The organism is Prescottella defluvii, assembly GCF_000738775.1.
Classification (GTDB): domain Bacteria; phylum Actinomycetota; class Actinomycetes; order Mycobacteriales; family Mycobacteriaceae; genus Prescottella; species Prescottella defluvii.
In genome coordinates, this window is the sequence record NZ_JPOC01000010.1 from 30082 (window position 1) to 43795 (window position 13714).

12 protein-coding genes are annotated in these 13714 nt (G+C 65.7%); 9 read left to right on the forward strand and 3 right to left on the reverse strand.

The annotated features are described in order from the left end of the window. Positions 1–5 precede the first annotated feature (5 nt). The 8 genes from IJ15_RS0104655 (at position 6) to IJ15_RS0104690 (ending at position 8583) form a co-directional block, all read left to right on the forward strand. Complete coding sequence (locus tag IJ15_RS0104655; RefSeq protein WP_031937185.1) at positions 6–1184, forward strand: MCE family protein; 1179 nt, start codon at positions 6–8, stop codon at positions 1182–1184. 1 nt (position 1185) lies between these two features. Then, positions 1186–2205, forward strand: a complete 1020-nt coding sequence (locus IJ15_RS0104660) for an MCE family protein (protein WP_031937186.1) — start codon at positions 1186–1188, stop codon at positions 2203–2205. After that, entirely contained in the window at positions 2202–3260 is a 1059-nt protein-coding gene (locus IJ15_RS0104665) for an MCE family protein (RefSeq protein WP_031937187.1), read from the forward strand. The genes IJ15_RS0104660 and IJ15_RS0104665 overlap by 4 nt, the downstream gene beginning before the upstream one ends. After that, positions 3257–4645 (forward strand): MCE family protein, encoded by a 1389-nt coding sequence (locus IJ15_RS0104670; RefSeq protein WP_081880584.1) that lies wholly within the window; start codon positions 3257–3259, stop codon positions 4643–4645. Before IJ15_RS0104665 ends, IJ15_RS0104670 begins: the two co-directional genes overlap by 4 nt. Continuing rightward, positions 4642–5874 (forward strand): MCE family protein, encoded by a 1233-nt coding sequence (locus tag IJ15_RS0104675; protein WP_031937189.1) that lies wholly within the window; start codon positions 4642–4644, stop codon positions 5872–5874. The genes IJ15_RS0104670 and IJ15_RS0104675 overlap by 4 nt, the downstream gene beginning before the upstream one ends. Next, complete coding sequence (locus tag IJ15_RS0104680; protein WP_031937190.1) at positions 5871–7274, forward strand: MCE family protein; 1404 nt, start codon at positions 5871–5873, stop codon at positions 7272–7274. The genes IJ15_RS0104675 and IJ15_RS0104680 overlap by 4 nt, the downstream gene beginning before the upstream one ends. A 101-nt stretch (positions 7275–7375) precedes the next feature. Further along, positions 7376–8080: a mammalian cell entry protein gene (locus IJ15_RS0104685; RefSeq protein ID WP_231569424.1), complete on the forward strand. Its 705-nt coding sequence runs from the start codon at positions 7376–7378 to the stop codon at positions 8078–8080. Beyond that, positions 8077–8583 (forward strand): hypothetical protein, encoded by a 507-nt coding sequence (locus IJ15_RS0104690; RefSeq protein WP_051918505.1) that lies wholly within the window; start codon positions 8077–8079, stop codon positions 8581–8583. The genes IJ15_RS0104685 and IJ15_RS0104690 overlap by 4 nt, the downstream gene beginning before the upstream one ends. 75 nt (positions 8584–8658) lie before the next feature. Here the strand turns inward: IJ15_RS0104690 and IJ15_RS0104695 are convergent, their stop codons facing one another. The 3 genes from IJ15_RS0104695 to IJ15_RS0104705 all read right to left on the reverse strand — a co-directional run bounded on the left by IJ15_RS0104695 (position 8659) and on the right by IJ15_RS0104705 (position 11361). Then, positions 8659–10188: an alpha,alpha-trehalose-phosphate synthase (UDP-forming) gene (locus IJ15_RS0104695; protein ID WP_031937193.1), complete on the reverse strand. Its 1530-nt coding sequence runs from the start codon at positions 10186–10188 to the stop codon at positions 8659–8661. A gap of 31 nt (positions 10189–10219) precedes the next feature. Next, entirely contained in the window at positions 10220–10393 is a 174-nt protein-coding gene (locus tag IJ15_RS26345; protein WP_197059743.1) for a hypothetical protein, read from the reverse strand. A gap of 134 nt (positions 10394–10527) precedes the next feature. Further along, positions 10528–11361 carry a tyrosine-protein phosphatase gene (locus IJ15_RS0104705; protein WP_031937194.1) on the reverse strand — a complete coding sequence of 278 codons (834 nt, stop codon included), beginning with the start codon at positions 11359–11361 and terminating at the stop codon, positions 10528–10530. A 271-nt stretch (positions 11362–11632) separates the two neighbouring features. Here IJ15_RS0104705 and IJ15_RS0104710 point away from each other — a divergent pair, with 271 nt between their 5' ends. Then, entirely contained in the window at positions 11633–13300 is a 1668-nt protein-coding gene (locus IJ15_RS0104710) for a metallophosphoesterase (protein ID WP_197059744.1), read from the forward strand. Positions 13301–13714: the final 414 nt, after the last annotated feature.

Here is a 13714-nt window from a genome sequence, read left to right on the forward strand (position 1 = left end):
AAACGATGCCCGAAGCAAGGTGGAAGACGAAACTCGCGGCGGCCGTGATGGTGCTGAGCCTCGTCGCGATCATCGTGGTGGCACTGACGATGTTCGTCGGTGGTTTCACGAAGAGTGAGCCTGTCCTGGTGACGGCTCCGCGTTCGGGCCTCGTGATGGACCCCGACGCCAAGGTGAAGATGCGCGGCGTGCAGGTCGGCAAGGTCGGCTCGGTGTCGTATTCGGGTGACGGCGCAGAGCTCCAGCTCGACATGGACCCGTCGATGATGTCGAAGATCCCGGCGAACGCCACCGTCGAGATCGACTCGACAACGGTCTTCGGCGCCAAGTTCGTCAACTTCGTCGTTCCTGAGAACCCGTCGCCGAACTCGCTGCAGCCCGGCACCGTGATCAGCGCCGACAGCGTGACCGTCGAGTTCAACACCCTGTTCCAGCACCTCACCGAGGTCCTCGATCAGGTACAGCCCGAGAAGCTGAACGCGACGCTGGGTGCACTGTCCTCAGCTCTGAGAGGCCGCGGCGAGGACTTGGGGATCCTGCTCGAGCAGAGCGACCAGTACCTGAAGACGATGAATCCGACTCTGCCGCAGGTCGAGTACGACATCGAGGCGACCGCCGATGTCTCGAACATCTACGCGGACACCGCGCAGGACTTGTTGAAGATTGTCGAAAATGCGACCGGCACGAGTGGATCGATCGTCGAGGAGCAGGCGAATCTCGACCTGCTGCTGATGAACGTCACCGGGCTCGCGAACACGGGCAACACAGTGTTGCGGGAGAACGAGGCCAACGCGGTGACCGCGCTCGACTCGCTCACCCACACGACGACCTTGCTGCAGGAGTACTCGCCGGTGCTCACCTGCTTCATTACCGGCCTGAACGCGGCCCGGATCAAGTTCGAGCCGATGACCGGTACCGGTAAGTACTCGTCCATCATGCTCAGCACGAACTTCATGCTCGGCGCCGAGACGTACAGGGCACCGGGAGAACTTCCCAAGGTTGCGGCCTCCGGCGGCCCCAACTGCTACGGCCTCCCCGATTTCGACCCCAAGAAGGACGGCTACGCACCGTTCGCCGTCGCGAACACGGGGGCCACGCCGTACGTGCCGAGTGAACAGGCGAGGCTCTCGGTGCCGACGCTGTTCCGGTTCCTGTTCGACGGCTACACCGAGGCGGACGAGTGACATGAGAGCCACAACAGTCAAGCTCCTGATCTTCACCACGGTGATGGCGTTGATCTTCGCGGGCCTCGCAATCGTGTTCAGCCAGTTCCGGTTCAGCAGTTCGGAGGGCTACCACGCCACGTTCACCGATGCGTCCGGCCTCAAGACCGGTGACAAGGTTCGTATCGCCGGCGTGCCGGTGGGATCGGTGAAGTCGGTCGGTGTCGACGACGACAACCACGCCTCGATCAAGTTTGCGGTCGATACGCAGTACACGTTGCTCGCGAGCACCAAGGCGACCGTGCGCTACGAGAACCTCGTGGGCGACCGGTACCTCGAGCTGCTCGAGGGGCAAGGCTCGGTGGAGCCGCTGGATGCCGGTGGGTCCATCCCGCTCGCGCAGACTGCGCCGGCCCTCGATCTGGATCTGCTGCTCGGCGGTTTCAAGCCGCTGCTGCGCGGGCTGGACCCGGAGCAGGTCAACGACCTGTCGGCCGCGCTGCTGCAGGTGTTCCAGGGGCAGGGCGGAACACTCGTGTCGTTGCTCGGTAGTACCAGTTCCTTCACGAACACGCTTGCCGATCGTGACCAGCTGATCGGTGAGGTGATCACGAACCTGAACACGGTTCTGGGCACGATCAACGACAAGGGCGATCAGTTCTCGACCACGGTCGATCAGCTGCAGCAGCTCGTGAGCGGGCTCGCGCAGGATCGCGGCCCGATCGGTGAGGCGATTCCTCGGATCGCCGACGCAACAGGCTCGCTCGCAAGCCTGTTGCAGGGCACCCGCCCGGACATCCAGGCAATGATCGAGCAGACGAACCGGACTGCGAATCAGCTGGTCCTCGGCCAGGACGACATCGACAAGTCCCTGTCCCGGCTGCCGACGGACTACAAGAAGCTCATCCGCGTCGGTTCCTACGGTGACTTCTTCCAGTTCTTCCTCTGCTCGAACATCTTCAAGTTCTCCGGCCCGGACGGTTCGACGATCATCCTTCCCGGCGCGGAGCAGACCTCGGGAAGGTGTGCGAAAGTCGAATGAGCCCACATCGCGAACGAAACCTGGTGCGGATCGGCATCATCGGCGTGGCGGTCAGCAGCGCGGTGGTGCTGGCGACGCTGCAGTACGACCAACTCCAGTTCCTGTCCGGCGGCGTCCGCTACTCGGCGGCCTTCGCCGAGGCCGGCGGCCTACTGGTCGGGGACAATGTGACCGTCGCCGGTGTGAACGTCGGCAAGGTCGACAAGGTCGAACTCGACGACCAGCAGGTCCTCGTGACCTTCACGGTCTCGGACGGCATTGCGCTCGGTGATGCCACCGGAGCCGATATCAAGACCAACACGGTGCTCGGCAAGAAGTCTCTTGCCGTGACGTCGGAAGGGTCCGGGACGTTGCGCGTCGGCGACACCATTCCGATCGAGCGCACCAACTCGCCGTACTCGCTCACCGACGCCCTCGGCGATCTCGGCTCGACGATCTCCGAACTCGATACCGGACTGGTCGACCAGTCCCTCGACGCGATTTCCGGTGCGCTGCAGGACACCCCGCCGGAGCTGCGAGCTGCCCTCGACGGCGTCACCCGCCTTTCGAAGAGCATCAACGAGCGCGACGAGAGCCTCCTCGAGCTGCTGAAGCGCGCAGAGGGCGTAACCAAGGTCCTGTCGGATCGTAGCGATCAGATCAACTCCCTGATCGTCGACGGCAACGAGCTGTTCGGTGAGCTCGAGCGACGGCGCGACGCCATCAACGAACTGATCGTCAACACCTCGGCCGTCTCACGTCAGTTGTCCGGCCTGGTTCAGGAGAACCAAGCACAGATGGGGCCGACGCTGGACAACCTGAATCAGGCCGTCGCCGTGCTGCAACGCAACAAGCAGAACATCGCGGACGCTCTCGACGGTCTCGGTCCGTACATCGGCGCTCTCGGCGAAACCGTCGCGAGTGGCCCCTACTTCAAGGCATACGTGTCCAACATCCTGCCGAGCCGGTGGTGGAAGACCGCGTTCGATGCCGGATTCGCACCGGACATGCTGCCGCAGGACCTTCAGGACATCGTTCCTGAAACCAAGCCGTACACGAGGGGGCCGGGAGAATGATCTACGACTCGACGGGCCCTTCGGAATCGACTGCGGCCGAGGACGACGACGTGAACGCGCCGGCGGAGTCCGCGGCGCCGACGGAGGCGATCGACATCACGGAAACCAAGCGGCCGGAGTGGCGCAAGTGGTTGGTGCCCGGACTGGTGATCGCACTCGTGGCTGCAGTGGGACTCGGCGCGGCGGTGTTCCTGCTGCCGGGGCTCGGCAAGAACACCGTGTACGCGCACTTCGTCTCCACCACCGGTTTGTACGAGGGAGACGACGTCCGCGTACTGGGCGTCAAGGTCGGAACGATCGAGAAGATCAAGCCGGGCGAGAACGATGCCGAGGTGACCATGCTCATCGACAACGACGTGCGCATCCCGGCGGACGCGAAGGCCGTGATCGTCGCCCAGAACCTTGTCTCGGCGCGCTTCGTCCAGCTGACTCCCGTGTTCAGTGGTGGTGACCAGATGGTCGACGGTGCCACCATCTCGCTCGATCGCACGGCCGTTCCGGTGGAGTGGGACGAGATCAAGACGGAGCTTACGAAGCTTTCGACGGCACTCGGGCCCGAAGGGCTCGACGAACAGGGTTCGCTGGCGCGCTTCATCGACACGGCCGGTGAGAACCTCGAGGGGAACGGCGACGCATTGCGGCGGACGCTGCGGCAGCTGTCGGACACGATGCACACGTTGTCCGAGGGCCGCACCGACCTGTTCTCGACGATCCGGAACCTGCAGACGTTCGTGTCTGCGCTGTCCTCGAGCAACCAGCAGATAGTGCAGTTCGGTGGCCGGCTCGCTTCGGTGTCGGACCTGCTCGCGAGCAGTTCCGACGAGTTGGGGACCGCGCTCGGCGACCTCAACCTCGCTGTGGGTGACGTGCAGCGCTTCGTCGCGGACAACCGTGACGGGCTCTCGGAGTCGGTGCAGCGCCTCGCCGATGCGACGCAGGTTCTGGCGGACAAGCGTCCGGAGATCGAGCGTGTCCTGCACGCGGGCCCGACATCGATCGCGAACTTCTACCAGATCTACAAGCCGAAGCAGGGGAGCCTGACCGGCGCGATCGCACTGAGCAACTTCCGCAATCCGGTGAACTGGATCTGCGGTTCCATCGAGGCCGCCGCGACATCGACAGCCGAACGCAGCGCCGATCTGTGCAAGCAGCAGTTGGGGCCGGTGCTCGAGTCGATGACGATGAACTATCCGCCGATCATGACGAACCCGGCCATCGGTGAGTTCGCTCTGCCCGGTGACATCGAGTTCACGGAGCCCGGACTCGAGCAGGCAGCGGCCGGCGGTGCGCCTGTCGCCGCCGTCAAGAGCCCGCTCGATGCGGCGCCCACGGCGACTGTGCCGAAGGATCTGACGGGGCTGATGCAGCCGGGAGGTGGACGATGACCACGTTCTCTACCGCACGCAGGGTCGGCCTCACGGCGAGCTTGCTCGCCGCGACGCTCGTCCTGTCCGGATGTGAGTGGTCGGGCCTCAACTCGGTGTCGCTGCCCGGGACGCAGGGGCGCGGCGACGGGGCCTACGAGGTCGAGATCCAGATGCCGAACGTGACTACGCTGACCGAGAACTCGCCGGTCCGTGTTGGTGACGTGACGGTCGGCAGCGTTTCGAAGATCGCGGTCCAGGGCTGGCACGCGCTGGTCACCGCGTCGCTCAACGGGGACGTCGATCTTCCGGCGAACTCGACCGCCAAGATCGGGCAGACCAGCCTGCTCGGCTCGGCCCACCTGGAGTTGGCTCCCCCCGCCGGGGAGGCACCGACGGGCAGGCTTGCCGACGGCGACGTGATTCCGCTCGATCGCGCGGGCGTCTTCCCGACGACCGAACAGACCCTGTCGTCGTTGTCGGTGGTGCTCAACGGTGGTGGGCTGGCGCAGCTGCAGGACATCACGTCGGAACTGAACAAGGCGTTGGACGGCCGTGAGGACTCGGTGCGAGACCTGTTGCCGCAGCTCGACACCCTCGTCGGCAGCCTCGACCGGCAGCGAAACGAGATCGTGTCGGCGATGGAGGGAATCAACCGTCTCGCCGACACGGCCGCGAAGCAGACCGACACCATCTCGAATGCGTTGGACGGGATCCCGCCGGCGCTCGAGGTGCTCGTCGATCAGCGGCAGGACATCACCAACGCGATGGTGTCCCTCGGGCAGCTCAGCGATGTCGCGGACCGGCTGATCAAGGAGAGCGGCGACGATTTCGCGACGAACGTCCGCGCGCTCATCCCGACCTTGACGGCGCTGGCGAACTCGGGCGAGAGCCTCACCCAGGTTCTCGGCGTGCTGTTGACCTTCCCGTTCCCCCAGGCCGGTTTGAACAACGTGATCCGCGGCGACTACGCGAACCTCGGCATGACGATCGACCTGACGGTGCCTCGACTGGAGCTGAACTTCCTGTCGGGCACGCCGATGGGAGGACGTCTCAGCAGCCCCGAAGGCATCCTGGCGAAGGACGCGGGCGTTGCCGGCCAGGCTCAGGATCCGCTGCGGGCACCGCTCCAGACGCCGGCTGCGAAGCCCGCCGACGAGCCGAATACAGCTGGGGCTGGCGGGATCCAGATCCCAGGCTTACCTCCGATCAACATTCCAGGTCTACCTTTGGGGGAGCCGGCGCCATGATGCTCTCGAAGTTCGTCAAGGTCCAGTTGGTGATCTTCTCGATCCTGACCGTGATCGGTCTGGTCGTGATGGCCACGCAGTACGTGCGCTTGCAGGACATGGCCGGCATCGGGCGATACAAGGTGACGGTCGAGCTGACCTCGACCGGCGGCCTGTACCGCAACGCGAATGTCACCTACCGCGGAACCACGGTGGGCAAGGTCGAGCAGGTCAGGCTCTCGGAGGCGGGAGTCGAGGCGGTGCTCAACGTCGGCTCCGGTTTCGACATTCCGGCAGATGTCAACGCCGACGTCCGGAGCGTGTCGGCGGTCGGTGAGCAGTTCGTCGACCTGGTTCCGCCGGAGAACACCGACTCCAGCGATCACCTCGCGGCCGGTGCCGTCATCCCGGTCACCCGCACCACCGTGCCGCAGGACGTCGGTGTGATGCTCGATCAGGCCGATGTGCTGCTCGCCAGCATCTCGGACACGCGTCTGCGGACCGTCATCGACGAATCGTTCAAGGCGTTCAACGGTTCCGGGCCCGAGCTGCAGAGGCTGATCGACTCGGCTCGGCTGTTCGTCGAAGAGGCGAACAAGAACGTCGACGCCACGAAGACGCTGATCGATCAGGCCGGTCCACTGCTGGATACGCAGGTGGTGAGCAGTGACGCGATCCGTTCGTGGACGCGGGATCTGGTGACGTTCACGAACCAGCTCCGCACCAGCGATCCGGATCTGCGGGCTGTGATCCAGAAGGGGCCGGGAGCCGCGCAGGAAGCGAACGCGCTTCTGCAGGAACTTCAACCGACGTTGCCGCTGCTGTTGGCGAATCTCGTCAGTGTGGGCGAGGTGGGCGTCATCTACAACGCGGGAATCGAACAGATCCTCGTGATGTACCCCCCGCTGACCGCTGCTCTGGCTACCGCGGCCGGTTCGGGGCCGCTCGACGACGGCGCGCTCGTGAACTTCCACCTGGAACTCAACGACCCGCCGCCGTGCACCACCGGCTTCCTGCCGGCCGACCAGTGGCGGTCGCCGGCCGACGAAACGCTGGTCGAAACGCCCGGCGATCTGTTCTGCAAGATCGACCAGTCCGATCCGAATGCGATCCGCGGTGCGCGAAACCTGCCGTGTATGGAGTACCCCGGCCGACGCGGACCCACCCCGCAGGCGTGTCGTGACGGTTACGTACCCGATGGCAACAATCCGTGGCAGGGTCCGCCGCAGCCGGTCGCTGCCGTGACCGACAAGCCGGTGCCGGGCCCCGTCACGACAGGTGCCACAACGGCGGCGCGTCGGTACGATCCGGTGACGGGCACGTACATCGGCCCCGACGGAAGGACTTACTCACAGCCGAATCTCGGTGGGAACGTGGGTACGTCGTTGGAGGATCTTATGAAGGGCCAGCAAGGGCGATGACAATCGACAAGGCTGCCGAACGCGAACTCGGCGGGCGGCAGCCCCGCCGGCGTGCTTCGCGTCCGTCGGGCCCCTCCGGGGCCGAGCCGACCAGTTCGGAAATGACCACACCGGCAACGACGAGTCCGGTGCCCACGGCGCCGAACTCCGAAGTGACGTTGGCGAAGACCGGGTCCGCCGCGCCGGTGCGGGAGACGGCGGTTCGGACGCCTGACGTGCGTTCGGCTGTGGCAGGGGGAACCGCAGGGGTCGGGAACACGACATCGGCGGCGGTCGAGTCCGGCTCGCCGAAGGACTCGTACTCGGACGAACCGCCGGCGAAGCTTTCGAAGGTGCAGTCGGCACTGGGCGTGGTGGCCGGCATCGTGATCGTTGCGCTCGTCGCCGCGATCGTCGTTCTGCTGATCGATCGCAAGAATGCCTCCGACCTGGCGGCCGAGCGGGCGACGTATGTGGACGTCGCCCGCGCCACGGCGATCAACATCAGTACGCTGCGGTCGGACTCGGCCAAGGAAGACCTCGACAAGCTCTTCGAGGGGACCACCGGCCCGTTGCGGGCCGACCTGGATGCCCGGCTGGACGACTTCGCCGGTGTGGTCGCGCAGCTCAATGTCAGCACGACCGGTGAGGTTGTCGAGGCAGGGCTGGAGAGCGAGGACGGCAACTGCAAGACCTCGCTCGTCGCGGTGAAGGCCAATCAGAAGAACGCCGACGAGGCTCCGGTGGACAAGTCGTTCCGTCTGCGTGTCGTGATCTGTGACGAGGGCGGCAAGCTGCTCGCATCGAATGTGGAGTTCGTGCCGTGAAAAGCAATGTGACGCAACTGCAGAAGATCCTCACCATCGTCGTGGCGGTCACCATCGTGGCACTGGCGGGCGTGGCCGGTTGGTTGTATTGGGGCTCGGGTGGAATGCGTGAGACGGAGGCAACCGAGCGGGCACGCAGCGAGGTTCTCGACGTCGTCGACGGCAAGGTCGTCGCGATGCTTGCGTACAACCACAACACCGCTCGGGACCAGTTGCGCGCGGCTGCGGACGGACTCACCGACGGCTACAAGACCGAGTACCTCAAGCTGGTCGATGAGACGATCGCCCCGGGTGCGGAGGAGAAGGCCATCGACGTGCAGGTGACGTCGTCGGCCAAGTCCGTCGTCGAGGCCGATCCGGACCGTGTGGTGGCCCTGCTCTACCTCAACCAGATCACCACGAGTTCCGAATCGCTCGAGGCCGTCAGTATCGGCAGTCGTGTGCGGGTCGAGATGGTCAAGGACGGCGACGACTGGCTGATCAACTGGCTCACGCCGATCTGATCGAGTTGCACGTCCCGGAAACGTAGATGGGCTCCCACGCGCTGCGTGGGAGCCCATCGTCGTTCGGTGACAGTGCTATTCGGTGTACTCGCCGTCGGCGGGCAGCAGCGCCGGTCCGGCGATGCCCTGCCGGCCGAGGGCGTCGAGGAAGGAGCGGGCCCAGCGGTCGACGTCGTGGGCGAGGACCTGGCGGCGCAGGGCGCGCATGTGGCGTCGTCCGCTCTCCCGGTCCTGGTTCAGCGCTTCCTCCATCTTGTCCTTGACGTCGTCGAGGTCGTGGGGGTTGCACAGGAACGCCTGGCGGAGTTCGGCTGCGGCGCCGGTGAATTCGCTGAGCAGCAGGGCGCCACCGAGGTCGCTGCGGCACGCGACGTACTCCTTGGCGACGAGGTTCATGCCGTCGCGGAGCGGTGTCACGAGCATGACGTCGGCGGCGACGAAGAACGCGACCAGTTCGTCGCGGCCGATGGGCCGGTGGATGTAGTGGACGACCGGGCGACCCACCTCGGCGTACTCGCCGTTGATGCGGCTGACGGTCTGCTCGATCGCCCCACGCATCTGCACGTAGCTCTCGACGCGCTCGCGGCTGGGCGTGGCGAGCTGCACCATGACGGTGTCGGCGGGGTCGACCCGGCCCTCGTTGAGCAGCTCGTACAGCGCGTCGAGGCGGACGTCGATGCCCTTGGTGTAGTCGAGGCGGTCGACGCCGAGCATGATGCGCTTCGGATTGCCGAGCTCCTTGCGAATCTGCTTGGCGCGGTCGCGGATCGACTTGAGGCGCGACAACTCGTCGAGCTTGCCGGAGTCGATGGAGATGGGGAAGGCGCCCACCCGCACGGTGCGGAATCCGACCTGGACGACACCGAGCTTGGAGCGCACCCCGACGGTGCCACGTGAGGTCTGCTGGCCGGCGAGTCGGCGCGCCAGGAACATGAAGTTCTGTGCGCCGCCGGGCAGATGGAACCCGATGAGGTCGGCACCGAGCAGCCCCTCGACGATCTCGCGTCGCCACGGCATCTGCATGAACAGCTCGACCGGCGGGAACGGGATGTGCAGGAAGAAGCCGATGGTGAGATCGGGGCGCAGCATCCGCAGCATCTTCGGCACCAGCTGCAGCTGGTAGTCCTGGATCCAGACGGTGGCGCCTTCGGCGGCCGCTTCGGAGGTCGCCTCGGCGAAGCGCCGGTTCACCTCCACGTATGCGTTCCACCATTCACGCCGGTACTCCGGCTTGACGATGACATCGTGGTACAGCGGCCACAGGGTGGCGTTGGAGAAGCCCTCGTAGTAGTCCGCGACCTCCTGCGAGCTCAGCGGGACGGGGTACAGATCGAGGCCGTCCTCGACGATCGGCTCGAGCTCGACGTCGGGTACGCCGGGCCACCCCACCCAGGCGCCCTTGTTGTTGCGCAGGATGGGCTCGAGGGCCGTGACGAGTCCGCCGGGGCTGCGCTTCCAGCGCGTGGTGCCGTCCGGCAGCTTCTCGAGATCGACCGGGAGGCGGTTGGCGACGACGACGAAGTCGGATCCTCCGCGCTCCGCCTCAGCGGAGGAGGCGCCCGTAGCGCCCTCGGAACTGGTCGATAATCCCGAAGGCTCAGCCACGGATTCCTACTCTTTCCTCAGTTGTCGTTCGTCAGTCGAGCTTTGCGATCGGTCCGATGCCGAGCATCGAGAGCAACATGCGGCACTCGTCGGCGTCCGTGGCATACGCAGCGACGACGCGCTGGGCCTGCCGGGCGGTCTCGTCGGCTACGGGCTCGAGGTCCTCGTCCGCGATATCGTTCTCGGCGGTCGTCTTCGCGGCCATCTTGTTCCTTCCGGCTTGCTGCTACTTCACGAGCAGGTAGTTCCTGACTGCGACTCTATGAGAACTGCCCCGGTCAGCGCCACTCACCACCCGAGTTAGGGTTTGCTAACACGTGGGCCGGTGGAAGGCGCGGGTCAGGTGAGCAGCTTCGTGCGCAGCGCGTCGATGGTGTCCTGCTCGACTCCCAGCCCCTCGCGCACGTAGTTGTCGACGCTGCCGTACAGCCGGTCCACCTGAGCGAAGGATGCGTCGAGCCACGATTTCTCGACGGCGTCGGAGCGTCCGAGGTAGGTGTTGCTGGCGAGGAAGTCCGCGTACACCGTCTCCTCGGGGACGCCGAGCAACGTCAGCAGGACTGCGGTGCCCCAGCCGGTGCGGTCCTTGCCGGCGCTGCAGTGGTAGACGGTGGCGCCGTCGGCGTTGTCGGCGACCGCGGTGAGCAGGTCACGGAAGGCGACGTCGGAGCCGCGGTAGGTGACCATGAACGGGTAGCCGATGGACTGCCCGACGTCGGACGAGCCGTTTACCGCCGCGTCGATCAGTGCACGGCCCAGCGTGAGCGGTACGAACTCGTGGAAGGCGATCCCGTGTTCGAAGGAGACGACGTCGGCCACCTGGTAGCGGACACCGTCCGGGATGCGGTCGGGGTGGTCCTTGCGCTCCCACCTGTTCCGCAGGTCCACGTCGAGCGTGACGTTCGCGGCGGTGAGCTTGTCGAGGTCGGCGTCGGTGAGCGAACTGAGCTTGTTGGAGCGGTACACCAGCCCGGTGCGGACCTGCCTGCCGTCCGAGGTCTCGTATCCGCCGATGTCGCGGAAGTTCTTGGCACCCTCGAGTCGGATCGCCGGGGTCGTGTCGGTGGTTGGCTCGGCGCTCGCGAGTGGCGCGGCAACGACCGGCGCGGCCAGTGCGAGCAGCGCCAGGATCAGTAGGAGAAGTCGGTTGAGGGCAGAACGAGTCGATCCCATGGGTCCTCGCGGCTGGCTTCGGGTGCGAGTGGCCCGGCGCCCTCGCTGATTCGGTGGGAGGGTAGCTGTTTCGGGGCGGTCGCGGCAGGCGAATCGTCGAACCCGTCCGATGTGTTCGCGGGGCCGGGCCGGCGGTGCGGGTGATGTTCAGGTGTTCTTCACCGGTCCGCCAGTCGGGGCCCACCTGCCGATGTCCGTGGCCGCCTAGCTTCATTGGTCCAGACCAATTATGGATCGGGTCTGTGACCGCGCCGAAGACAAGGAATCTCTCGTGAGACGCAAAACTCTTGTGATTGCCGCCGTGACCGCGGCGCTCGCCGCCCCGGGCATTGCTCAGGCGGAGCCCGCGTGGGGCAGCACCGGAAGCCTCGGCCCCGGATCGGGCAGTACCGCCGGACCGAACGACGCACCGCCGTCCCCTCCCGGCGTCAACGTTCCCGGCGGACGTTACGAGCATTCCGTCGCCCTGAAGTTCGAAACCGAACGGGGAACGACCGTCCGCTACACGCTCGACGGCACCACCCCGACCCGAGACAGCCAGGTCTACGCGCCCGGTCGTCCGCTGAAGATCACGCAGGACACCAACGTCACCGCCGTCGCGTTCCGTGGCGACCGTGCGAGTGCCCCGGTGTCGTTCGGATACCTGATCAGGACGGCGGAGAAGCCGATCGCCGAGATCGTGGTGATGTCGGACGTCCACGTCGGCGACTACGAGAACAACACCGCGAAGTACGAGAGCTTCTTCGACACGATCGGATCGATCTTCCCGAAGCCCGACGCGATCCTGTCCAACGGCGACATGATCAACGACAACTGGAACGGCAAGGGGCCGGACCACAAGATCGTCTCGCGGATCTTCCAGGAGAACCTCGAGCGCAAGGGCATGGCCGACACCCAGGTGCTCATGTCGTACGGCAATCACGACGCGTACCTCGACGACGTCCGGGCCGGCTATCCGCGGGAGTGGTTCCCGGATTCCGGTGGCGGATACTACGAATCAGATGTCAACGGCGTGAATGTCTTCACGTTGAACACGGAGACCTACAACGGTGACACCGCGCAGCGGGACTGGCTGAAGGGCCGGCTGGGGGAGATCACCGCCGATCCGGCGAATGTCGGCAAACCGATTCTGGTGCAGGGGCATCGGCCTACCACCGGCACCTCGATGGACGGCCAGCAGGCATCCAATCCCCGTCTGGCCGAGGACTTGAAGGCGTTCCCGCAGGTGATCTACGTTTCCGGGCATTCGCATCTGAACAACAACGACGACCGGTCGATCCATCAGCGTGACTTCACGTCGGTGAACGACGGTTCGATGTCGTACATCGAATTCGACCGCGGCTACCAGATGGTCACCGAGACCGGACTCGCCGACCGCTTCGAGTCGCCGACCTCGCAGGCGCTGTTCGTCGAGGTCTACCAGGACCGTGCGGAGATCAGCCGGATCAACATGGCCGCCGACCACCACGACATCTACGCGGGCGGGCAGTGGTCCGCGAACTGGCAGCCGTCGTACTCGAGCGCGGGCACCCTGAGCGGTGCGGGCTGGACCGTGGAATTGAAGGGATCCACGAGTCGGGAGATCAAGGACAACTTCCGCTATACGTCGGCCGCACGCAATACCGTCGCGCCGGAGTTCGGCACGGCTGCACCACTGTCCGTGATCACCGGTGCGGACGGCGCGACCGCGGTGCGGATCGAACAGGCCCGTGATGATCAGATGGTCCACCACTATCGCGTCGACGTCACCGACACCACGGCCGGCACGAAGGTCGTCTCGTCCAAGGTGCTCTCGCGCTTCGATGTCGTGCCGCGTCCCAACGCCCTGGACATCCCCGTCCCGGATGCTGTGGTGGGCAATGAGTTCCAGGCCGAGGTCGTCGCGGTGGACGCCTACGGCAACGCGTCCGCCCCGGTGAAGCTGACCTTCATCCGCTGACCGTCGACCGGAACGCTGCGGAGTGGTGGGCGGCACCCGTCACTCCGCAGGCTCGGCGGCGACGTCCTTGCTGAGAGTAGGCGTCGCCGGGGGAGCCCCGGAACTACGGAGTGGCGGGGGGTTCCTGCGCGCCACTCGACGCTACGAGGAGCTGGTCCAGTATTCCCGGAATGGCATCCTTGGGTTCGAAGCCGAACAGGCGGCCGATCAAGGTGAGCATTCCCATTCGTGTCTCCTGAGGTGTCGGCTCAGCCGAGGCCGTGCGCAGTGGGGAGCGGTGATCTCCGCCGTGTCGTCGGGGACGGTATCAACCGGGTGGGGCGTACCGACACGATTCGACGCAATCCGGGTGAGCGGTTCTTTCGGTCGAGGTGACGGCCGGTGCCGTCTCGCGATCGGGGTCCGGGGCGGACC